A 20,822-nucleotide genomic window follows, 5' to 3' on the forward strand; every position below is an offset into this window, starting at 1 on the left:
GAGATCCATCATGAGTGACAACAAACGTCAGTACGGTCAGGAGATCAAAGGCCATCTGCTTACCGGTATCTCCTGGATGATCCCGCTGATCGTCGCTGCCGGGATCTGTATCGCCCTGGGCCAGGTGATCGGCGGGCCGGATGTCGGTAAGCAAACCGGCACCATCGCCTGGATGTTGAACCAGATCGGTGGCTGGGGGATGGGGCTGATCGTGCCGCTGATCAGCGCGGCTATCGCTTACTCGATTGCCGATCGTCCCGGTTTTGCCCCAGGTTTGATCGTCGGGTTTATTTGCGGCCAGATCGGCACCGGATTTATTGGTGGCATTCTCGGTGGCTTCCTCGTCGGTTATACCGTGTTGCTGCTGCGCCGCACCATCAAACTGCCGCAATCAATGCAGGGACTGATGCCGATCATGGTGCTGCCGTTGCTGAGTACCATCATCGCCGGGCTGCTGATGATGACCTTTATCGGCCAGCCGATTGTCTGGTTGCAGAAGGCGCTGATTCATCTGCTGGAATCGATGCAGGGTGGCTCGAAGTTTGTCATGGGGGCGATTCTCGGTGCGATGGCGACCTTCGACTTTGGCGGTCCGATCAATAAAACCATGTCGCTGTTTGCCGACGGCATGCTGGTGGATGGCATTTACGGTCCAGAGGCGGTGAAATTTGTCGGCTCCATCATCCCTCCCTTCGGCATCACCCTCTCCTTCCTGCTGACACGGCATAAGTACACCAAAGCGGAGAAAGAGGCGCTGAAAGCCGCTTTCCCGATGGGTATCTGCATGATTACCGAAGGGGTGATCCCGATTGCGGCCCGTGACCTGTTGCGCGTGGTTGCCAGCTGTGTTGTCGCCTCGGCGATTGCTGGCGGGCTGATTATGGTGTGGGGCGTGGAAGCGCCGGTGCCGCATGGCGGGATGTTTGTGGTGCCGCTGTTTACCAAACCCTGGCTGTTCTGTCTGGCGCTCGGCATTGGCACCGTGGTGTGTGGCGTGATGCTGTCGCTGATGAAGAAAACCGTGACCCAGGCGGATGAAGAGTTCGACGATGTGGAAGCCCCCGGCGTCCGCGATGAAGAGATCAAATTCACACTGGAATAAGGAGCCACCATGTTTGCCATGATGAATGACCTGATTCAGGCAGCAGCGAAACAGCAATACGCGGTGCTGGCGATTAACTGCTTCAACCTGGAAACCACACGGGCGGCGATTCAGGCCGCCGAACAACAGCGCGCACCGCTGATCCTCAATGTTTATCAGGGGCATAGCACGCATTTCCCCCCTCCGATTGCGGTGCCGCTGGTGCGGGCTTTGGCGGAAAACGCCACGGTGCCGGTGGCGTTAGCACTCGACCACGGTAAAGCCTTCCCGCTGATTGGCCAGGCGTTTCGTGCCGGGTTTACCGGCCTGATGATCGATGCCTCATCTGAACCGCTGGCGGAGAACATTCGGCAGACCAGCCAGGTGGTGAAGATGGCGCATACCGCTGGGGTGTGCGTCGAGGGTGAGCTGGGCCATATCGCCGATGCCCCAACCTATGAACTGGCGGATGCCGCGGTGAAGATGACCCAGGTGGCCGACGTGCTGCCGTTCGTGGAGCAGACGCACATTGACCTGCTGGCGGTGTCGGTAGGTACGGCACATGGGCTATACCCGGCTGGCGTCAAACCGAAGATTGACTTCCAGCGTTTGCAGGAGTTGAACGCCGTGTCGCCCTTGCCACTGGCGTTGCATGGCGGATCGGGCACGCCGGCTGAGGATCTGCGCCGCGTCAGCCAGTTTGGCGTCGCCAAGATCAATGTTGGCGCAGCGGTATTTGATGCCGGTAAGAACGCCTTGCAACAGGCACTTAAACAACATCCCCACGCCGAGCTGGCAGATTTGCTCGGGCTGATGGAATCCGCCTGCCGCGAAGTGGTGGCCGAGTATCTGAGCTGGTCGGGGTCGGCCGGTAAGGTCTGATTACCGGGCACAGCATCGTAGCGGCGCGATTTATCGCGCAGGTTTACGGAAGACAGATTTCTTCCCAATTTTATTCATCATCGGGTCGGCGTTGCCGTCGGCCCTGACTAAACATCACCTTAAGGAAAACATAACATGTTGATTTCTATGAAAGAGATGTTGGCACCTACCCGTGAAAATCGTTTCGCCATTGGCGCATTTAATGTGGCGGATAGCTGCTTTATTCGCGCTGTGGTCGAGGAAGCTGAGGCGACTCAAACCCCGGCGATCATCTCCATCCATCCCAGCGAACTGGAATTCGTTACTGATGCATTTTTTGGCTACGTCCGTGAGCGCACGCTGAAAAGCACCGTCCCCTTCACCCTGCACCTTGACCACGGGGCTTCCATCGCTCAGGTGCTGCGCGCTATCCAGTGCGGCTTTACCTCAGTGATGATCGACGGCTCGCTGTTACCCTATGAAGAGAACGTGGCGCTGACCAAAGAGGTAGTGAAACTGGCGCATGCCGTGGGCGTTTCCGTTGAGGGCGAACTGGGCACCATTGGCGATACCGGCACTACGGTAGAAGGCGGCGTGAGTAAGGTGATCTACACCGAACCAGCCCAGGCCGAGGATTTTGTCCAGCGTACCGGTGTCGATACCCTGGCGGTCGCGATTGGCACCGCGCACGGCATCTATCCGAAGGATATGAAGCCGGAGTTGCAGATGCATATTCTGCGCGACATTTCACAGCGTCTGAGCATTCCGCTGGTGCTGCATGGCGGCTCCGCCAACCCGGATGCGGAAATTGCCGAAGCAGTGACGCTGGGGGTAGGCAAAATCAATATCTCCAGCGATATGAAGTTCGCCTACTTCCAGAAAGTACGCGAAATTCTGGCGCGCGAAACCTGGTGGGATCCGAATGTGATCTACCCGGATGCGATTGCGGCGGCAAAAGAGGTGATTCGCTACAAAATGAACCTTTTTGGCGGATTGGGTAAAGCCAGTTTGTATCGTTAATTGCGCAATAAATTGCGCCGCTACGGATTTTGCAGGGTATGGTAGCGGCGCGATTTATCGTGCGGTTTGGTTATTTGATCACACCCAACCACTGCTCCGCGATACGCGCATAATCACCGGTGGCGGTACTGAGATGCAGCCACTGATCAACGTACTGTTTCCAGCTCATATCATCACGCGGGATCATGTACGCCTTCTCGCCATACTGCATCGGTTGATCCGGATTAAGTGCACAGAGCTGCGGATAGTGTTTCTGCTGGAATAAGGCTTCCGACGCATCAGTGATCATTACATCCGCTTTGTTATCCACCAGTTGCTGAAAAATGGTGACGTTATCGTGGAACAGCGTCAGCGAAGCGTTCGGCAGATGACTGTGCACAAAGGCTTCGTTAGTGCCACCTGCCGGTTCAATCACCCGCACCTGCGGCTGGTTGATTTGTTCAATGGTTTGATACTTCGCTTTATCAGCGCAACGCACCAACGGGATTTTGCCATCCACCCCCAACGGTTGAGCGAACCAGGCAATTTGCTGGCGCTTCAGAGTGACTGACACGCCACCCAGCGCGATATCGCAATGCTGCGCGACAAAATCTTCGCTGAGGGTTTTCCATGTAGTGGGTACCCATTGCACTTTGGCACCGAGACTTTCCGCCAGCGACTGCGCCATGCTGATATCCAACCCTTCATACTGCCCGTCACTGCGCAAATAGCTATACGGTTTGTAATCCCCGGTGGTACAGACTTTGAGCGTTTTGCTTTCGCGTACCTGATCAAGGTGAGATTGCGCCTGAGCGACGCCACTGACCAGAAGTAACGCACTGAATAACATGGTTTTCATTTTTCTTCTCTGTTTTGTGTTTGCATTCCAATTGTTCCACACGCTGGCGCATTATTGCGTTAAAAGCAAAAGTCTTGTGATCTGACACGCATTTTTCTGCCTGGTCCGCGCGCGTAGAGTGAGCGTTAATTTCTCATAAGGAGCGCATGCAGCATGAGCAAAATTTTGATTATCGACGGTGGTAAAACCTTCGCCCATTCGAAAGGGGAACTGAACCATACGCTAACCGAGGTGGCAGCCAGCCTGCTGCGCGATTTGGGCCATGAGGTCGATATCACGGTAGCGGATAGCCACTACGTAGTGGCCGATGAAGTCCAAAAATATCTCGCCAGCGATGTGGTGATTTATCAAATGCCGGGCTGGTGGATGGGTGAACCCTGGACGGTGAAAAAATATATCGATGACGTGTTTACCGAAGGTCATGGCTCACTCTACGCCAGCGATGGCCGTAGCCGCTCAGACGACAGCAAAAAATACGGCTCCGGCGGTTTGATCCAGGGTAAAAAATATATGCTGTCGCTGACCTGGAATGCGCCACTGGAAGCCTTTACCGATCCTGAGCAGTTCTTCGAAGGGGTTGGCGTTGATGGTGTGTATCTGCATTTCCATAAGGCCAATCAGTTCCTCGGTATGACCGGGCTGCCGACCTTTATTTGTAATGACGTGATTAAACAACCAGATGTGCCACGCGACATCGCACGTTATCGGACTCATCTCAGCCAAATTTTTGCTTAACTGTAAACACCACAGGAAAAAAGGACATCTCATGCTGACTGTCGTTGCAGAAATTTGTATCAAGCCAGGACGTCGTGCCACGGTACTGGAGGCGATTCATCGCCTGATCCCCACCGTGTTGCAGGAAGAGGGTTGCCACCAATATGACGCGCTGGTGGATCATCAGGCGCAGGTACCGTGGAAGCACAATTCACCCGATTCGATCTTTATGCTGGAGCAGTGGGATTCGCTGCGTCATCTGGAGCAACATCAACAGATGCCGCACATGGATGCGCACCGCGCCACCATCAAAGATGATGTGGTGGATGTGAAGATTTTGGTGCTGGAAGCGGCAAAAAAGTAACAGCATCCGGTGCTGAGCATCTCCTTCTCCCGCTTGCGGGAGAAGGCCGGGATGAGGGAGTCAAACCGCACCAACCCCGCGCGATAAATCGCGCCGCTACAGTAAGCCTTTCTCTTCGATTTGTTCGCGCAAAAAATCCAGAAAACAGCTAATCCGTGAAGCCAGCGACTGATTGCGATAGTACACCGCGTGAATCGGTAGCCGCAGTTCACGCGTTTCCGCTTCCAGCACCTGTACCAGCCTGCCACTGACGCGGTCGCCGCGACTGACAAAATCGGATAATCGCACGATGCCCTGACCGGCGAGCGCCAGTTGACGCAGGGTTTCACCGCTCGATGCCGACAGCGTGGGTTTGACGCGCAGAAATTCGCCTTCATGTTGCCACACCGGCCAGACGTTGTGCGCCTCCAACTGGCTGAACCCCAGCAGTTGATGATCGTGCAGACTGGCTACCGTCTCCGGCATGCCGTGTTTTGCCAGATAAGCCGGGCTGGCCAGCAGGCGGATCGCGCTGCTGCCCAGTACCCGCGCACGTAGCGAGGAATCACGTAATTCGCCGACACGAATCGCGATATCGGTTTGCTGCTCCAGCAGATCAATCACGATATCGTCGGTATTCAGTTCCAGCTGAATCTGCGGGAAACGCTGACGAAAGGCGTCCACCAGCGGCACAATCACATGCAACATAAAGGGAGCGGCCGCGTTGACGCGCAAACGCCCGGCGGGAACATCACGTCGTTGGGCGATTTGTTCCTCCGCCAGCTCCACGGAGGCGAGGATCTGGCGCGCATGTTCGAGGAAGATTTGCCCCTCTTCCGTCAACGCCAGACGACGCGTGGTACGATGCAGCAGCGTGGTTTCGAGCTTGCTCTCAAGACGACTCAGTGCCCGGCTGATACCGGAACTGGTCTGTTGCAGTTGCTCAGCGGCGCTGGTAATTGACCCGGTATCCACCACCGTAACCCAGGCGCGTAGTTCTTCCAGCGTGATCTTCACACGTTACTTCCTTTCAGCGTTGCCGATAAAAAAGGGCGCCGCAGCGCCCTGATTTCTTAAACTTCGATGTCGGCTAAATCGCCTTTTTCTTGCAGCCAGTTACGGCGGTCCTCGGAACGTTTCTTCGCCAGCAACATGTCCATCACGCGCAGCGTCTGCTCCACATCGTCATCGCTGACGGTGAGCTGTACCAGACGGCGGGTGTTAGGATCAAGCGTGGTTTCGCGCAGTTGCAGCGGGTTCATCTCACCCAGACCTTTAAAGCGCTGAACGTTTGGCTTGCCTTTCTTGCGCTTCAGCTGCTCCAGCACACCTTCTTTCTCGTCTTCATCCAGTGCGTAATACACTTCTTTGCCGAGATCGATACGGTACAGCGGCGGCATCGCGACATAGACGTGGCCATTCTGGACCAGAGTGCGGAAATGCTTCACAAACAGCGCACACAGCAGGGTGGCGATGTGCAAACCATCGGAATCCGCATCGGCGAGGATACAGATCTTGCCGTAACGCAGTTGGCTGAGATCGTCGCTGTCAGGATCGATACCGATCGCCACCGAGATATCATGCACTTCCTGCGAGGCCAGCACTTCATCAGAAGACACTTCCCAGGTGTTCAGGATCTTACCTTTCAGCGGCATGATCGCCTGATATTCACGATCGCGCGCCTGCTTGGCCGATCCGCCTGCGGAGTCACCTTCGACCAGGAACAGTTCGGTTTTATTCAGATCCTGGGCGGTACAGTCTGCCAGCTTACCCGGCAGTGCCGGACCGCTGGTGAGTTTTTTACGCACCACTTTTTTCGCCGCACGCATACGACGCTGGGCGCTGGAGATCGCCAGCTCCGCCAGCTGTTCTGCGGCCTGCACGTTCTGGTTCAGCCACAGGCTGAAGGCATCTTTCACCACCGCCGACACAAAGGCCGCACACTGGCGCGAAGACAAACGTTCTTTGGTCTGCCCGGCGAATTGCGGGTCCTGCATTTTCACCGACAACACATAGGCACAGCGATCCCAGATATCTTCCGCTGAGAGTTTCACGCCGCGCGGCAGGATATTGCGAAATTCGCAGAATTCACGCATTGCATCCAGCAGCCCCTGACGCAGGCCGTTGACATGCGTACCGCCCTGCATGGTCGGGATCAGGTTTACGTAGCTTTCCGTCAGCAGCTCACCGCCTTCCGGCAGCCACAGCAGCGCCCAGTCAACCGCTTCCACATCACCGGCAAAGCTGCCGACAAAGGGTTTTTCCGGCAGCGTCGGCAGGCCGTTTACCGCCTCACACAGGTAGTCGGTCAGACCATCCTGATAGCACCAGCTCTGCTCAGTGTTGTTGACCTGATCTTTAAACACAATCTCCACGCCCGGGCAAAGCACTGCTTTGGCTTTCAGCAGATGGCTCAGGCGGGAAACGGAAAAGCGGGGGCTGTCGAAGAAACTTTCATCCGGCCAGAAATGTACGCTGGTCCCGGTGTTGCGCTTCGCTACCGTACCGGTAACGTGCAAATCCTGTACTTTGTCACCATTCTCAAACGCGATGTTGTAGATTTCGCCGTTGCGGCGCACCGTGACTTCAACACGTTTTGACAGGGCGTTAACCACTGAGATCCCCACGCCATGCAGGCCACCGGAGAACTGGTAGTTTTTGTTGGAGAATTTACCGCCCGCATGCAGACGGCAAAGGATCAGCTCAACCGCCGGCACCCCTTCTTCCGGGTGGATATCAACCGGCATACCACGGCCGTCATCAATGACTTCCAGTGACTGGTCAGCATGCAAAATCACTTCAACCCGTTTGGCGTGGCCAGCCAGCGCTTCATCGACGCTGTTATCGATCACTTCCTGGCCCAGATGGTTTGGGCGCGTGGTGTCGGTGTACATGCCAGGACGACGACGTACAGGTTCAAGGCCGGTCAGGACCTCAATGGCATCGGCATTATAACTTGATTGGCTCATCGTAACTGTCTGATTAGCAATATGAATATTGGCACACTACGCAGTTCTCAAGGGTGGTTTAGCCCAAGAAAATCAACAATCTGCGCAAAATGGCGTTCGAATCCGATAAAAGCATGATTGCCGCCCTCTTCGACCGTCTGACGGCACGCGCTGTAATAATCCAGCGCCTGACGGTAGTCGAGCACTTCATCGCCGGTCTGTTGCAGCAGCCAGATTAGATCGGGCGCTTCCAGAGGGTCAATCTGCATTACTTTCAGATCGTAAATGTGGCGTGACTCTAACACATATTGCTGACCGGTGTAGGGATTCCGGTTCTCACCGAGATAATCCACCAGCAGTTCAAAGGGCCGAACGGCGGGATTGACCACCACCGCTGGCAGCATAAAACATTGTGATAACCAGGTGGCGAGATAACCGCCAAGCGAAGATCCGACCAGACCCAGCGTTTCACCCGAGTGCTGTAAAACCATATCTTCAAGCATCAGGGCGGCATCTGCCGGGAACGGTGGCAGTTGCGGCACAATCACCTCAACCGCCGGATGGTGTTGCTGCATCCAAAGCTGTAGCTGCGTGGCTTTTGCTGAGAGCGGTGAACTGTTGAATCCGTGCAGATAAATCAGTGCCGCCATCGTTTAGTAGCCCTCAGAGTCAAGATCAGGCCGGAATTCCTCACTTTGCAAACGGTTCACTTCGGTGTGCAAAGTGCCATCCGACTTGAGCGTAAACCAACGCCAGCCTGGCGCCACGGTATCTATGGTGAAGTTAGTACAATGCGGTTTGAACTGCACGCAAGTAGAAGGTGTCGCCAGCACCCGGCGGCCATGCCAGTCGAGATCCAGCTCCTGATGAATGTGACCACACACCAGATTCCGCGCGCGCGGAAAGTTCTGTAGCACCGCTTCCAGTTGGTGAGGATTGCGCAGGCTGTGTTGATCCAACCAGGTACATCCTGAGGCCAATGGATGGTGGTGCAACAACACCAACGTATGCCGTTCCGGGAATTTTGCCAGCGTTTTTTCCAGCCATTCCAGCTGATATTCGCTCAACATGCCATGCGGCACCCCAAACACCTGACTATCCAGCAGCACCAGTTGCCAGTGATCCCCCAGCAGTACATGTTTATCTGCTGCAATTCCTGCATCGGCCAGCGTGTTGACCATCGCAGGTTGGAAATCGTGGTTGCCCGGCAACCAGACGCAGGGTTTAGGCAGGCGCGCAATGCCCGCCACGAAATGCTGATAAGCTTCGACCGAATGGTCCTGAGCAAGATCACCCGTGGCGATAATCAGGTCGTAATCGCGTTGCTGGGCCTCTATGGCATCCAGCACCGCATCAAAACTCGACCAGGTGTTCACCCCAAGCAGCGATTGGTGTTTTCCCGCGAAAAGATGGGTATCCGTGATTTGTAAAATCCTGATATCGGCCCCACTCGCCGCAGAAAGAGTTAGCAGGCTATCCAAAGCGTTTCCTTAATCTCCACGCCATTGCGCGCATTATACGCTATCAGCAAACGGGCAGTGCCACAGCACCGTGCGCCAGACAATAGCGTAACCAATCCGCAAGGAACTGGTTTATCTGATGTTTTTCATCGCGCTGATGCAGTTTTTTATTAGGGTAATCATAGCGCGCTTTAAAACGATAGATCTGCTGAGTGGAACACACTTCAGCGACCATCGCATCATGGTAGAGCCGTACCGACATCGACGGCAGACTCCAGTAACTCACCGCCGGTGCGACCTGGCGGATTTCCACCAACGTAGTGTAACGGGTGGATTCCTCGATGGTCAGCTGATAACTGGCGCCATTCACCTGATAGGTCACCGAAGCACCTGCCTCATCGCTTTTTGGCAGCAGGCGGCGTAACTGGGCGAAATTGGTTTCGCACAGGCGCATCATTTCGGGAAAGTCAGGGGTATAGCGCTGTCTCATTTTGGCTTCCACTCTTCTCTTAGTTTTTCATGGTGCAACGCCAGCCATTGCAAGGCGATGACAGACGCTGCGTTATCGATAATCCCCTCTTCCACCCAGCGATAAGCCTGTTCGCGGCTCACCACATGGACAAGAATATCCTCATTCTCTTCCTCCAGCCCGTGATTTCCCTCTGCCTGGCTGGCATCCACTTCTCCCACCAGGATCGACAGGCGTTCTGAAGTGCCGCCCGGACTGGCAAGGTAACTCACTATCGGTTTGGTGCGCCCAACCTTGAGGCCCGCTTCTTCAACGGCTTCGCGACGCGCCACCTGCTCCGTGGTTTCACCCGGTTCAATGATGCCAGCCACCATCTCCAGCAGCCAGGGCGTTGCACTGGAGTCAAGCGCCGGGATGCGGATCTGTTCGATCAGCACAACTTCATCACGCAGGGGATCATAGGGTAGCAGTACGGCAGCATGGCCGCGCTCAAAAACTTCGCGTTGCACTTCACCACTCATTTCGCCATTAAAAAGACGGTGACGGAAACGATAGCGAACAATGGAAAAAAAACCGTCGTAAAGTGTTTCGCGTGCAATAATTTCTACATCGTTTTTTGTGAAAGTCACAGGGGATTTTTTTTTATCCGCCATCTTCTGGCTCCTTATGCAGATTGGGATGGAGCGAAGAAAAGCCAACCCTTGTGCTCCGTCCGAGTGGTTCTTTCTGAATTATTTACGTAAATTAGAGGAAGAAGGCACGTTCAGCCAACTTATCTGTCGCGCCGTCTCTGCTAGAATCGGCGATTATTTTTTGGCTTACCTGCAGCGCTACCAGTGCAATTTGCTGCAACAAAAGGAATGCAAATGAAAAAACTGCTCCCACTTTTTATTGGACTGAGCCTGGGCGGTTTCAGCCTTGCCAGCCAGGCAGAGAACCTGCTGCAGGTTTATCAGCAGGCGCGTTTAAGTAACCCGACACTGCGTTCTGCTGCCGCCGATCGCGATGCAGCTTTTGAGAAAATTAATGAAGCGCGCAGCCCGTTACTGCCGCAATTAGGCTTGGGTGCAGATTATACCTATAACAATGGTTTCCGCGACAGCAGCGGCCTTCATTCCAACACGACCAGCGCATCACTGCAATTAACGCAAACGATTTTCGATATGTCGAAATGGCGTGCTCTGACGTTGCAGGAAAAAACTGCCGGTATTCAGGATGTCACTTATCAGATCGCCCAACAGGATCTGATTCTGAACACCGCTACCGCCTACTTTAATGTGCTGAACGCCATTGATACCCTTTCTTATACCGAAGCGCAGAAACAGTCGATTTATCGTGAACTGGATCAGACAACACAACGCTTTAATGTCGGTCTGGTTGCTATCACCGACGTGCAGAACGCCCGCGCACAGTACGACAGCGTACTGGCGAGCGAAGTGACCGCCCGTAACACCCTCGATAACGCTGTCGAAGCGTTGCGCCAGATCACCGGCATGGATTACCTGTCGCTGGCGGAGCTGAATATTGACCGCTTCAAAACAAAACGTCCGGATGCCGTTAGTTCGCTGTTAAAAGAGGCTGAAAGCCGCAACCTCAGCCTGTTGTCTGCACGCCTGAGTCAGGATCTGGCGCGTGAGCAAATCCGCTCTGCGGAAACCGGCCATATGCCGACACTGGATCTGACTGCCTCGACCGGTATGTCGAACAGCAAATACGGCGGTAGCCGTGCGAATCAAAGCTCCAGCACCTCTGACTCCATCACCGGTTCTAACCAGGTGGGTCTGAGCTTCTCCCTGCCGCTGTATAGCGGTGGTTCGGTGACTTCGCAGGTGAAACAGGCGCAGTACAGTTTTGTCAGCGCCAGCGAGCAGCTGGAAAGCGCCCATCGCAGCGCCATTCAGACCGTGCGTTCCTCCTTTAACAACGTGAACGCTTCGATCAGTAGCATCGATGCCTACAAACAGGCTGTCGTGTCTTCACAAAGTTCTCTGGATGCGATGGAAGCCGGTTATCAGGTGGGTACGCGTACCATTGTTGATGTGTTAGATGCCACCACGACGCTGTATAACGCGAAGCAGCAGTTAGCGGATGCGCGTTATAACTACATGATCAACCAGCTCAATATTAAATATGCGCTGGGCACGCTCAACGAACAGGATCTGCAACTGCTGAACGGCCAGCTTGGTAAAGAGACATCCACCTCGCCGGAAACGGTAGCACCGGAAAACTCGCAGCAAGCAGCCAGCGTGGATAATGGTCCTAAAGCGTCTTCTGCATCTGCCGCCGCTAAAGCGCGTCCGGCAGCGGCACGTAGCACCAGCAATCCTTTCAGTAACTAAGCCATTCCGGGGCCGCAAGCGGCCCCTTTCTCATTCAAACGTATAGCTACGTAAAGATCCCCTTACTGCCCGGCCTGTCGCTTCAATTTCCACCACTCATCCCCTATCCTAAGCGTCACCTTTGGGCACAGGATGAAAACAAATGAAACGGACTAAAAACATTAGACATGCCGCTTTTCGCAAAAGCTGGCAGGCGCGCCATTTGACGCCCGTTGCACTCGCGGTAACCGCAGTGTTTATGCTGGCTGGCTGCGAACAGAGCGATGAAACAGTTTCGCTGTACCAGAATGCGGATGATTGCAGCAAGGCTAATCCGAGCCAGAGCGCGCAATGTACCACTGCCTACAACAACGCATTGAAAGAAGCGGAACGCACCGCGCCAAAATATGCGACGCGTGAAGATTGTGTGGCGGAGTTTGGTGAAAACCAATGTCAGCAAACCCCGGCGCAGGCAGGCACCAATGCCGAGGCCCAACAAAGTGGCAGCTTCTGGATGCCGCTGATGGCAGGTTATATGATGGGCCGTATGATGGGTGGTGGTGCCGGATTTGCGCAACAGCCGCTGTTCTCGCCCAAAACCCCCAATAGCCCGGCTAACGGCCAGTTTGTTGATGCGTCTGGCAAAAACTACGGTTCCGCCACCTCTGGCCGCACCATGACCGTGCCGAAAACCGCCCTGGCTCCCAAACCCGCGACGACTTCGACCATCACCCGTGGCGGCTTTGGTGAAACCGTAGCGAAGCAAAATACCATGCAGCGTAGCAGTGCCACCGGTACCAGCTCTCGCTCGCTGGGAGGCTAAGCCGCACCATGCAACGTATTGCCATTACCGAACGCCCGGACTGGCGCGCAAAAGCCACCGAGTATGGTTTTCAGTTTCATACCATGCACGGCGAGCCATACTGGTGTGAAGAAGCGTATTACCAGTTCACGCTGGCGCAGGTTGAGCAACTGGAAGACACCACCGCAGAACTGCATCAAATGTGCCTGCAAGTGGTAGAAAAAGTGGTGAACAGCGAAGCGCTGCTCACCCGCTTCTGCATTCCTAAACACACCTGGGATTTTGTGCGTGATTCGTGGAAATTACGCCAGCCGTCGCTCTATTCACGTCTCGATCTTGCCTGGGATGGCAAAGGTGATGCCAAGCTGTTGGAAAATAATGCCGATACGCCAACCTCGCTGTATGAAGCCGCTTTTTTCCAATGGATCTGGCTGGAAGATCAGCTCAATGCAGGCAACCTGCCGCAAGGTAGCGATCAGTTTAATAGCCTGCAAGAGAAGTTGATTGAGCGCTTTGCCGCGCTGCATCAACAGCATGGTTTTAACTGGCTGCACTTTGCCTGCTGTCGTGATACCGAAGAGGATCGCGCCACCGTGCAATATTTGCAGGATTGTGCGACCGAAGCCGGGCTGCCGAGTGAATTCCTCTACATCGACGAGATTGGCCTGGGTGAAAAGGGGCAGTTTACTGACGTCAATGATCAGGTGATCAGCAACCTGTTCAAGCTGTACCCGTGGGAATTTATGCTGCGCGAGATGTTCTCCACCAAACTGGCAGATGCCGGTGTGCGCTGGCTGGAACCGGCATGGAAAAGCATCATATCCAACAAAGCGTTGCTGCCTTTGCTGTGGGAGATGTTCCCTAACCATCCTAATTTGTTGCCTGCCTATTTCGCCGATGCCGACAATGTGCCGCAGATGGATAAATATGTGGTGAAACCGCTGTTTTCACGCGAAGGGGCTAATATCCGTATCATCGAGCACGGACAGGAAATCGCGCGAGCTGATGGGCCTTACGGTGAAGAGGGTATGATTGTGCAGCAGTTCCACCCGTTACCGAAATTTGGTGATAGCTACACGTTGATTGGTAGCTGGTTGATTGACGATCAACCCGCCGGGATCGGTATCCGCGAGGATCGCGCGCTGATCACCCAGGATCTGTCACGCTTCTATCCGCATACCTTTATTGAGTAACTTCATCGCGGCGCCATGTCTCGCGCCGCGATGCAACACGACTTTTATCCCACCTGCACCGATAACATGCTGATGGCACCCATCTCCATTCCTTCCACCGGAATAGAAACGCTTTCATCTTCGTGACGTGCGCCCAGCACATACAACAGCGGCAGATAATGATCCGGTGTTGGGTTCGATAGTTTCGCGCCTTCGTGTTGCAGGTAATTAACCAGCGGATGTGACGTAATATCACCCTGATAATTCAGGTTATCCAGCACATATTGGTTGAAACTTTCCGCCCACGGGTAGGCTTCGGTAGCGCCTTCCCAACGCAACATACGCAGGTTATGTACCACGTTACCGCTGGCAACAATCATCACGCCACTCTCACGCAATGCGGCCAACTTGCGGCCCAACTCAAAATGCCAGGCGGGAGGTTTAGTCCCATCGACACTCAGCTGTACCACCGGGATATCCGCCTCCGGGTACATTTTTGCCAGCACACCCCAGGACCCGTGATCAAATCCCCATTCCTTATCGAGATGCACCATCACTGGTGACAGCAGTTCCGCGACTTCCTGTGCCAGCTCTGGTGACCCGGGGGCCGGGTAACGCACATCAAACAGCGCCTGCGGAAAGCCACCGAAATCGTGGATGGTGCGTGGATTGCTCATCGCCGTCACCGCAGTGCCGCGGGTGTACCAATGCGCCGAAACCGCCAGGATGGCGCGTGGGCGCGGCAAAGTCGCCCCCAGTTTCTGCCAGGCTTGGGTATAGCGGTTATCTTCCAGTACGTTCATCGGGCTGCCGTGACCAAGAAACAGGGCTGGCATGCGGGTGTTGCTCATGATTAATCCTCTGACAAAAGTGCCGATTTATTAATCATTACGATACGCTGATTTACGTCAGGATTAACGCTGATAACCATGATGATCTTTATCAGAGAATTTGAATGAAAAAAAAGGCCGGATCATCGATCCAGCCTTTTTCTCAGTCCACGCAGCTTAGCTGGCGTGACGTGTTTCATGCTGACGGCGATACGCCACCAGATCTTCAATCGTCACCACAGGCATATCATGCTGTTTAGCAAACACAATCGCTTCCGGCGCATGCGCCATGCTGCCGTCATCATTAGTCAGTTCGCACAGTACGCCGGCAGGTTTGAAACCCGCCAGGGTGACCAGATCGATGGTCGCTTCAGTGTGACCACCGCGTGCCAGCACGCCGCCTTCACGGGCGCGCAGCGGGAAAACATGGCCAGGACGGTTCAGGTCGCTCGGTTTCGCATTATCAGCGATAGCAGTACGGATGGTGGTGATACGGTCTTTGGCGGAAACACCCGTCGTCACACCCTGTGCGGCTTCGATGGTCACGGTAAAACCGGTGCCGAATGAGCTGGTGTTGTTGTCCACCATCATCGGAAGGTCGAGTTGCTGACGGCGTTCTTCGGTGAGGCAGAGGCACACAATCCCGCTGCCGTGGCGAATTGTCAGCGCCATCTGCTCAACGGTCATGGTTTCAGCGGCGAAGATCATGTCGCCTTCATTTTCACGATTTTCATCGTCCAGTACCATCACACCGCGACCATTACGCAGTGACTCGATAGCACGTTCTACACGCTGTTCCGGCGTGCCAAATTCAGAAAGTAGCGTCTGATTCATGGTAAAAAACCTTTATTTAAAAAATATGAGTTACCAGAATCAGGGCGAGCTTAGGAGTGCGTTTAAAACACATGGCAATAACGTGACACGGGCATAGCCCGTTTGATGTCGTTACCCTCTCCCATCCGGACTTTAACCGTCGGCCCCGGAATTACACCGGATCTGCTGACCTTTCACTTTACAGCGAAAGCGCTCGCGGGCTTTCAGCCGAAGCTGATTTACCGCCGGTGGGGAATTTCGCCCCGCCCTGAGAATAAGCGAAGTCACTATAACGCCAATCACCTGGTCGGGCAATCAACAAAAGCGCAAATGCTTTTGCATTTCCTGCGGTGCAGATTTCAGGTTTAACCTTTTCGTTTCTGGCATTACACTTAATGCTTATTAAGACCGAATACGCGCTGTCATCGGCCCCCGTAACCAGGAAATTATCATGATCGACACGAAAAAAATTGAACAACTGGCCCGCCAGGTGCATGAAGCCATGCCGAAAGGCATTCGCGAATTTGGCGACGATGTCGAAAAGAAAATTCGTCAGGTTTTGCAGGCACAATTAACCCGTATGGACCTGGTTAACCGTGAAGAGTTTGATGTGCAGACGCAGGTGTTGCTGCGCACCCGTGAGAAACTGGCCGCGCTGGAACAGCGTCTGGCCCAGTTGGAAAGCCGCAGCGCGCCACCAGCCGCCGATGTGGTTAAGCCAGAAGAAACAAAATGATCAATTAAAAAAACCGTAGCGGCGCGATTTATCGCGCCGCTACGTGACATCAGGCAGCTTAATGGCTGCGAATGGTTTTGATGATATTGGTGGTGGAGATACCATCTTCAAAGTTGAGCACCCGCACGTCGCCGCCGTTGGCCCACACTTCTTTGCTACCCGCGATATCTTCTGGCTTGTAGTCGCCACCTTTCACCAGCAGGTCTGGCAACACTTCAGCGATCAGACGCTGCGGCGTGTCTTCTTCAAATGAGACAACCCAATCTACCGCTTCCAGTGCGCCCAGGACGATCATACGGTTTTCCAACGGGTTAACCGGACGCGTTTCGCCTTTCAAACGTTTGGTCGAAGCATCGCTGTTGACGGCCACAATCAGACGATCGCCCAGCTTGCGGGCATTGGCCAGATAAGATACGTGACCGGCATGCAGAATGTCGAACACGCCGTTAGTCATCACTACTTTCTCACCACGCTGACGCGCCTGCGCCACCGCCGCTTTTAACTGCGCTTCGTTCATCACACCAAAACCGCTATCCGGGCGGGCGTGAATGGCGTTTTCCAGCTCGACAGTGCTCACGGTTGAAGTACCCAATTTACCCACCACGACACCGGCCGCCGCGTTCGCAAGGAAACAGGCATCTTCGAGGCTTTCACCCGCCGCCAGAACCGCCGCCAGCACGCCAATTACCGTATCACCGGCACCTGTCACGTCGTACACTTCCTGTGCCTGAGTGGGCAGATGCAGCGGTGCTTTACCCGGCTGCAACAAGGTCATACCGTTTTCAGAACGGGTCACCAGCAACGCGGAGAGATCGTAATCCGCCACCAGTTGCATACCACGGCTGACGATCTCTTCTTCGCTTTTGCACTTACCCACCACCGCTTCAAACTCTGACAGGTTCGGCGTCAGCAGCGTCGCCCCGCGATAGCGAGCGAAATCGGTGCCTTTCGGGTCGATCAACACCGGCACTTTAGCTTCCCGCGCCAGTTGGATCATAGTCTGAACGCTGTTCAACGCCCCTTTGGCATAGTCAGACAGTACCAGCGCGCCCGCCTGAGCCAGTGACTGGCGCAGACGTTGATGGATCGGCTCAGGATCAACCTGTTCAAATCCCTCTTCAAAATCGAGACGGATCAACTGCTGATTACGCGACAGGACGCGCAGTTTGGTGATGGTTGGATGGCTTTTAACCGCCACAAAATCGCAGTCCACTTTCACCTGCTGCAACGTGTTACTCAGCACACGCGCCGCATCATCTTCGCCGGTCAGGCCGATCAGGCGTGAAGCCGCCCCCAGCGCTGCAATGTTCATCGCAACGTTGGCCGCGCCGCCAGGACGCTCCTCCACGGTATCCACTTTCACCACCGGTACCGGTGCTTCAGGCGAGATACGGCTGGTGGGGCCATACCAGTAGCGGTCTAACATCACGTCACCGACAACCAGCACAGCGGCCTGGTTAAATGCGGGCAGTGTTACTTTCATTCCAGAGACTCCAGACTGCGATAAAAATAGTGCGCGGATAATAGCACAGATGGCTTAGTGTTCCGCGCTGTCAGATTCAGCCCCAGCCAACCAGCGCTGCCAGCTGGCGTTGACCGTCGCGCGCTCTGCCGCGAAGGCTTCCGGCTCCACATGGCCGGGTAACTCCTGCAACGCCAGATGATGCAATGCATCACGCAGCGTGACATAGGCATGCGTCAGCGCACGCGCTTCCTCTTCCGGCATAATGTCGTGCTGCGCCATCAGCTCAAAGATACGCACATTATCTGACCAACGGGTCAGCGCTGGCTGCCGGGCGGCGTAGCCTAAGACAAGATATTGCGCGATGAATTCAATATCGGTGATACCACCTTCATCGGTTTTAATTTCCCAGCGCCCTTTATGTTTGTTGCTGAGATGCGCGCGCATTTTTTCACGCATTTCACGTACGTCTTTCTGAAGCGTATCAGCATCACGCGGCAAGCAAAGAATGCCGCGCCGGATCTGATTAAATTGCTCGCACAACGCCGGTTCGCCAAACACAATACGTGCCCGCACCAGAGCCTGATGCTCCCAGGTCCAGGCTTCATTACGTTGATAATCATCGAAAGCCGCGAATGTGCTGACCAACATCCCGGCCGCGCCAGATGGACGCAGGCGTGCATCCACTTCATACAAAATGCCTGAAGAGGTCCGGGTGCTAAACAGATGCATCACACGTTGCGCCAGACGCAGATAAAACTGGCGGCCATCAATCGATCGTTCTCCATCGGTGACCGCATCGTCCGGGCAATCATGCAGGAAAACCAGATCGAGGTCTGAGCTATAACCCAGTTCCCAACCGCCCAGCTTGCCATAGCCGACAACCGCAAAACCGCGCTCGTTGTCGTTACTCAGATGCGACGGGCGGCCATAGCGCTGCACCATCATGTTCCACGCTTGTTGTACCACTGATTCGATGATCGCTTCGGCCAGCCAGGTTAAGTGATCACTCACTTTCATCACCGGTAGCGTTTCGGCGATGTCGGCTGCGGCGATACGCAGATGCTGCGCCTGCTTAAACTGACGCAATGCTTCCAGTTGCTGCTCTTCATCGTCGGTGGGAATACGCATCAGATACTGACGCAACTCATCGCGATAGGCATCCGTCGCGGTGGGTTGATACAACGTTGCCGGATCGAGCAGTTCATCCAGCAGTAACGGATAGCGCGCTAACTGGCTGGCAACCATGGGCGAAGCGGCACACAAGCGAATCAAATGACGCAACGCACCATGATATTCCGTCAGCAGTTCGAGATAGGTACTGCGCGTCAGCACGCCGAGCAGCAGCGGTGTCAGGCGATTGAGGAGCACCGCCGCATCATTGCGCGGACACACCTCGCTGAGCAGACGCGGCATCAGTTGATCAAGCGCCTGACGACCGCGCGGCCCAATGGTACGGCGGCCCACATCCAGGCGAAAGGCGTTTAACGCCTCAAACAGCGCATGTCGCTGTGTTTCATCCAACTGCGGTACCAGCACGGCCAGCTCACTTTCTTCCAGCGAGTCCTGCCATAACACCGCGAATTCCGCCAGTTCACGCTGATCATCAATATCGGGTGTATCGTCACCAATCAGTTCATCGAAGATGGCGCGGACACCGGCCATATGCCATTCAAGCTGGTTAATGAGCGCTGTCCAATCCGCCATCCCCATGCCCCAGGCCAGACGCTGCCGATCCAGTGCATTTTCCGGCAGGGTTTGAGTCTGTTCATCATTCAGGCTTTGCAACAGGTTTTCCAGGCGGCGTAAAAACAAATAGGCCTCACGCAAATGCCCCACCTGCTGTGCCGTCAGTAAACCCAGCTCACCAATGGCTGACAGCGTTGGCAGCAGGGAACGCAGCTGAAGTGAACGCTCACGCCCACCGCGAATCAGTTGGAATACCTGAACAATAAATTCGGTTTCACGGATACCACCCGCACCCAATTTAATATTGTCTTTCAGGCCACGACGGCGCACTTCGCGTGCGATCATTCCCTTCATGTTGCGCAGCGACTGAATGACGCTGAAATCAATATAGCGGCGATAGACAAAAGGCCGCAGCATCTGCTGCAACTCCTGGCTCCAGCGCCCCTGGTCATTGCCCATCAGACGCGCTTTAACCATGGCATAGCGTTCCCAGTCACGTCCCTGTTCCTGATAGTAATCCTCCAGCGCCGCAAAACTCAGCACCAGTGGACCGCTGTCACCAAACGGACGCAGGCGCATATCCACACGATAGACAAAGCCATCCACCGTGGGTTGATCCAGTACTTTGATCAGACGCTGGCCCATACGGGTAAAGAACTGGGCATTATCGAGTTCACGCCGGCCACCGCGCGTCACGCCATTTTCTGGCCAGGCGAAAATCAGGTCGATATCTGAGGAAAAGTTGAGTTCGTTGCCGCCCAACTTGCCCATGCCGAGAATCAACATCGGCTGTGCTTCGCCAGCGGCATTACAGGGGGTGCCGAAGTCGCGGCAGCAATCCTGCCATACCCAATCGCGTGCGGCGGCAATCAGGGTTTCGGCCAGTACGCTCAGTTGTTGCAGGCTCTCACTGGTGCTTGCCTGTTGCAGGCACTGCATCCAGGCAATTCGCACCAGCATGTGACGGCGAAACAGGCGTAGCTCGCGCATCAGGTCGCTTTCGTTACCAATGCCCGCCAGCGTGTCATTAAGCCACGCGACGTAGTGTTGCCACTCTTCAGGCTGGGGAGGTTGTTGTTGCAACTGCTGCCACCACTCAGGGTGCTGTTGCAGGTTGTCGACAATAAAGTCACTGAATGCGAGCGCGCCTGCCTGTTCAGGGGTCAGTGCGTCTGGCGACAGACCTAATTTGTCTGCCGCACTGTTCAGTTGCGCCTGCATCAGCGCGGATAACGGTAACAACATCTCCCCTCCCTGAATTTGTTT

At 54.9% G+C, this 20,822-nt stretch carries 20 protein-coding genes and 1 riboswitch; of the genes, 9 read left to right on the forward strand and 11 right to left on the reverse strand.

The window, feature by feature from the left end; genetic code table 11:
• Positions 1-10 precede the first annotated feature (10 nt).
• The 3 genes from AC6I8R_RS17550 (at position 11) to AC6I8R_RS17560 (ending at position 2,962) form a co-directional block, all read left to right on the forward strand.
• Positions 11-1,102: a PTS fructose transporter subunit IIC gene (locus AC6I8R_RS17550; RefSeq protein WP_021183444.1), complete on the forward strand. Its 1,092-nt coding sequence runs from the start codon at positions 11-13 to the stop codon at positions 1,100-1,102.
• Positions 1,103-1,111: 9 nt separating this feature from the next.
• On the forward strand, positions 1,112-1,963 hold the full coding sequence (locus AC6I8R_RS17555; protein ID WP_415173180.1) for a class II fructose-bisphosphate aldolase: 852 nt from the start codon (positions 1,112-1,114) through the stop codon (positions 1,961-1,963).
• A gap of 135 nt (positions 1,964-2,098) precedes the next feature.
• On the forward strand, positions 2,099-2,962 hold the full coding sequence (locus AC6I8R_RS17560; protein ID WP_021183446.1) for a ketose-bisphosphate aldolase: 864 nt from the start codon (positions 2,099-2,101) through the stop codon (positions 2,960-2,962).
• A 70-nt stretch (positions 2,963-3,032) separates the two neighbouring features.
• On the opposite strand, the gene AC6I8R_RS17565 is transcribed toward AC6I8R_RS17560, so the two are convergent.
• Positions 3,033-3,800: a transporter substrate-binding domain-containing protein gene (locus AC6I8R_RS17565; RefSeq protein WP_021183447.1), complete on the reverse strand. Its 768-nt coding sequence runs from the start codon at positions 3,798-3,800 to the stop codon at positions 3,033-3,035.
• A 153-nt stretch (positions 3,801-3,953) separates the two neighbouring features.
• Here AC6I8R_RS17565 and AC6I8R_RS17570 point away from each other — a divergent pair, with 153 nt between their 5' ends.
• Together AC6I8R_RS17570 and AC6I8R_RS17575 are read left to right on the forward strand one after the other, a co-directional pair.
• On the forward strand, positions 3,954-4,535 hold the full coding sequence (locus AC6I8R_RS17570) for an NAD(P)H-dependent oxidoreductase (RefSeq protein WP_021183448.1): 582 nt from the start codon (positions 3,954-3,956) through the stop codon (positions 4,533-4,535).
• 31 nt (positions 4,536-4,566) lie between these two features.
• Positions 4,567-4,878 carry a putative quinol monooxygenase gene (locus tag AC6I8R_RS17575; RefSeq protein ID WP_497832638.1) on the forward strand — a complete coding sequence of 104 codons (312 nt, stop codon included), beginning with the start codon at positions 4,567-4,569 and terminating at the stop codon, positions 4,876-4,878.
• A 96-nt stretch (positions 4,879-4,974) separates the two neighbouring features.
• Here the strand turns inward: AC6I8R_RS17575 and AC6I8R_RS17580 are convergent, their stop codons facing one another.
• Genes AC6I8R_RS17580 through nudF form a run of 6 tightly spaced genes read right to left on the reverse strand, consistent with a single transcriptional unit; the run spans position 4,975 to position 10,387 of the window.
• Complete coding sequence (locus tag AC6I8R_RS17580) at positions 4,975-5,874, reverse strand: LysR substrate-binding domain-containing protein (RefSeq protein ID WP_497832639.1); 900 nt, start codon at positions 5,872-5,874, stop codon at positions 4,975-4,977.
• 56 nt (positions 5,875-5,930) lie between these two features.
• Positions 5,931-7,826 carry a DNA topoisomerase IV subunit B gene (gene parE / locus AC6I8R_RS17585; RefSeq protein ID WP_021183451.1) on the reverse strand — a complete coding sequence of 632 codons (1,896 nt, stop codon included), beginning with the start codon at positions 7,824-7,826 and terminating at the stop codon, positions 5,931-5,933.
• A 47-nt stretch (positions 7,827-7,873) separates the two neighbouring features.
• On the reverse strand, positions 7,874-8,455 hold the full coding sequence (gene yqiA, locus AC6I8R_RS17590) for an esterase YqiA (protein WP_021183452.1): 582 nt from the start codon (positions 8,453-8,455) through the stop codon (positions 7,874-7,876).
• A 3-nt stretch (positions 8,456-8,458) separates the two neighbouring features.
• Positions 8,459-9,286 carry a 3',5'-cyclic-AMP phosphodiesterase gene (gene cpdA / locus AC6I8R_RS17595; RefSeq protein ID WP_208723591.1) on the reverse strand — a complete coding sequence of 276 codons (828 nt, stop codon included), beginning with the start codon at positions 9,284-9,286 and terminating at the stop codon, positions 8,459-8,461.
• 43 nt (positions 9,287-9,329) lie between these two features.
• On the reverse strand, positions 9,330-9,755 hold the full coding sequence (locus AC6I8R_RS17600) for a DUF1249 family protein (RefSeq protein WP_013510528.1): 426 nt from the start codon (positions 9,753-9,755) through the stop codon (positions 9,330-9,332).
• Positions 9,752-10,387 (reverse strand): ADP-ribose diphosphatase, encoded by a 636-nt coding sequence (gene nudF / locus AC6I8R_RS17605; RefSeq protein WP_021183454.1) that lies wholly within the window; start codon positions 10,385-10,387, stop codon positions 9,752-9,754. The genes AC6I8R_RS17600 and nudF overlap by 4 nt, the downstream gene beginning before the upstream one ends.
• 213 nt (positions 10,388-10,600) lie before the next feature.
• Between nudF and tolC the strand changes: the two genes are divergently transcribed.
• The 3 genes from tolC (at position 10,601) to AC6I8R_RS17620 (ending at position 14,047) form a co-directional block, all read left to right on the forward strand.
• A complete protein-coding gene (tolC, locus tag AC6I8R_RS17610) occupies positions 10,601-12,073 on the forward strand; it encodes an outer membrane channel protein TolC (protein ID WP_021183455.1) in 1,473 nt (490 codons plus the stop codon).
• A gap of 142 nt (positions 12,074-12,215) precedes the next feature.
• Positions 12,216-12,875: a DUF1190 family protein gene (locus tag AC6I8R_RS17615; RefSeq protein WP_021183456.1), complete on the forward strand. Its 660-nt coding sequence runs from the start codon at positions 12,216-12,218 to the stop codon at positions 12,873-12,875.
• A gap of 8 nt (positions 12,876-12,883) precedes the next feature.
• On the forward strand, positions 12,884-14,047 hold the full coding sequence (locus tag AC6I8R_RS17620) for a glutathionylspermidine synthase family protein (protein ID WP_415173178.1): 1,164 nt from the start codon (positions 12,884-12,886) through the stop codon (positions 14,045-14,047).
• Positions 14,048-14,091: 44 nt separating this feature from the next.
• On the opposite strand, the gene ygiD is transcribed toward AC6I8R_RS17620, so the two are convergent.
• A complete protein-coding gene (gene ygiD, locus AC6I8R_RS17625) occupies positions 14,092-14,877 on the reverse strand; it encodes a 4,5-DOPA-extradiol-dioxygenase (RefSeq protein WP_497832640.1) in 786 nt (261 codons plus the stop codon).
• Positions 14,878-15,033: 156 nt separating this feature from the next.
• Positions 15,034-15,690: a 3,4-dihydroxy-2-butanone-4-phosphate synthase gene (gene ribB, locus AC6I8R_RS17630; RefSeq protein ID WP_021183459.1), complete on the reverse strand. Its 657-nt coding sequence runs from the start codon at positions 15,688-15,690 to the stop codon at positions 15,034-15,036.
• 109 nt (positions 15,691-15,799) lie between these two features.
• Positions 15,800-15,949: riboswitch (FMN riboswitch) on the reverse strand.
• A gap of 171 nt (positions 15,950-16,120) precedes the next feature.
• On the opposite strand from ribB, the gene ubiK reads away from it, so the two are divergent.
• Positions 16,121-16,405 (forward strand): ubiquinone biosynthesis accessory factor UbiK, encoded by a 285-nt coding sequence (ubiK, locus tag AC6I8R_RS17635; protein ID WP_021183460.1) that lies wholly within the window; start codon positions 16,121-16,123, stop codon positions 16,403-16,405.
• A gap of 58 nt (positions 16,406-16,463) precedes the next feature.
• Here the strand turns inward: ubiK and hldE are convergent, their stop codons facing one another.
• Positions 16,464-17,888, reverse strand: a complete 1,425-nt coding sequence (gene hldE, locus AC6I8R_RS17640) for a bifunctional D-glycero-beta-D-manno-heptose-7-phosphate kinase/D-glycero-beta-D-manno-heptose 1-phosphate adenylyltransferase HldE (protein ID WP_021183461.1) — start codon at positions 17,886-17,888, stop codon at positions 16,464-16,466.
• Positions 17,889-17,942: 54 nt separating this feature from the next.
• On the reverse strand, positions 17,943-20,801 hold the full coding sequence (gene glnE / locus AC6I8R_RS17645; RefSeq protein ID WP_415173177.1) for a bifunctional [glutamate--ammonia ligase]-adenylyl-L-tyrosine phosphorylase/[glutamate--ammonia-ligase] adenylyltransferase: 2,859 nt from the start codon (positions 20,799-20,801) through the stop codon (positions 17,943-17,945).
• Positions 20,802-20,822: the final 21 nt, after the last annotated feature.

This window comes from Pantoea sp. X-Soil-OKNW-713, from assembly GCF_059730685.1.

Coding starts and splice junctions, on each gene's coding strand:
- AC6I8R_RS17555 (WP_415173180.1), top strand. CDS start 1,112: ATGTTTGCCATGATGAATGACCTGATTCAGGCAGCAGCGAAACAGCAA.
- nudF (WP_021183454.1), bottom strand. CDS start 10,387: ATGGCGGATAAAAAAAAATCCCCTGTGACTTTCACAAAAAACGATGTA.
- hldE (WP_021183461.1), bottom strand. CDS start 17,888: ATGAAAGTAACACTGCCCGCATTTAACCAGGCCGCTGTGCTGGTTGTC.
- ribB (WP_021183459.1), bottom strand. CDS start 15,690: ATGAATCAGACGCTACTTTCTGAATTTGGCACGCCGGAACAGCGTGTA.
- ubiK (WP_021183460.1), top strand. CDS start 16,121: ATGATCGACACGAAAAAAATTGAACAACTGGCCCGCCAGGTGCATGAA.
- AC6I8R_RS17600 (WP_013510528.1), bottom strand. CDS start 9,755: ATGAGACAGCGCTATACCCCTGACTTTCCCGAAATGATGCGCCTGTGC.
- glnE (WP_415173177.1), bottom strand. CDS start 20,801: ATGTTGTTACCGTTATCCGCGCTGATGCAGGCGCAACTGAACAGTGCG.
- tolC (WP_021183455.1), top strand. CDS start 10,601: ATGAAAAAACTGCTCCCACTTTTTATTGGACTGAGCCTGGGCGGTTTC.
- AC6I8R_RS17570 (WP_021183448.1), top strand. CDS start 3,954: ATGAGCAAAATTTTGATTATCGACGGTGGTAAAACCTTCGCCCATTCG.
- AC6I8R_RS17615 (WP_021183456.1), top strand. CDS start 12,216: ATGAAACGGACTAAAAACATTAGACATGCCGCTTTTCGCAAAAGCTGG.
- yqiA (WP_021183452.1), bottom strand. CDS start 8,455: ATGGCGGCACTGATTTATCTGCACGGATTCAACAGTTCACCGCTCTCA.
- AC6I8R_RS17550 (WP_021183444.1), top strand. CDS start 11: ATGAGTGACAACAAACGTCAGTACGGTCAGGAGATCAAAGGCCATCTG.
- ygiD (WP_497832640.1), bottom strand. CDS start 14,877: ATGAGCAACACCCGCATGCCAGCCCTGTTTCTTGGTCACGGCAGCCCG.
- AC6I8R_RS17575 (WP_497832638.1), top strand. CDS start 4,567: ATGCTGACTGTCGTTGCAGAAATTTGTATCAAGCCAGGACGTCGTGCC.
- AC6I8R_RS17620 (WP_415173178.1), top strand. CDS start 12,884: ATGCAACGTATTGCCATTACCGAACGCCCGGACTGGCGCGCAAAAGCC.
- parE (WP_021183451.1), bottom strand. CDS start 7,826: ATGAGCCAATCAAGTTATAATGCCGATGCCATTGAGGTCCTGACCGGC.
- AC6I8R_RS17560 (WP_021183446.1), top strand. CDS start 2,099: ATGTTGATTTCTATGAAAGAGATGTTGGCACCTACCCGTGAAAATCGT.
- AC6I8R_RS17565 (WP_021183447.1), bottom strand. CDS start 3,800: ATGAAAACCATGTTATTCAGTGCGTTACTTCTGGTCAGTGGCGTCGCT.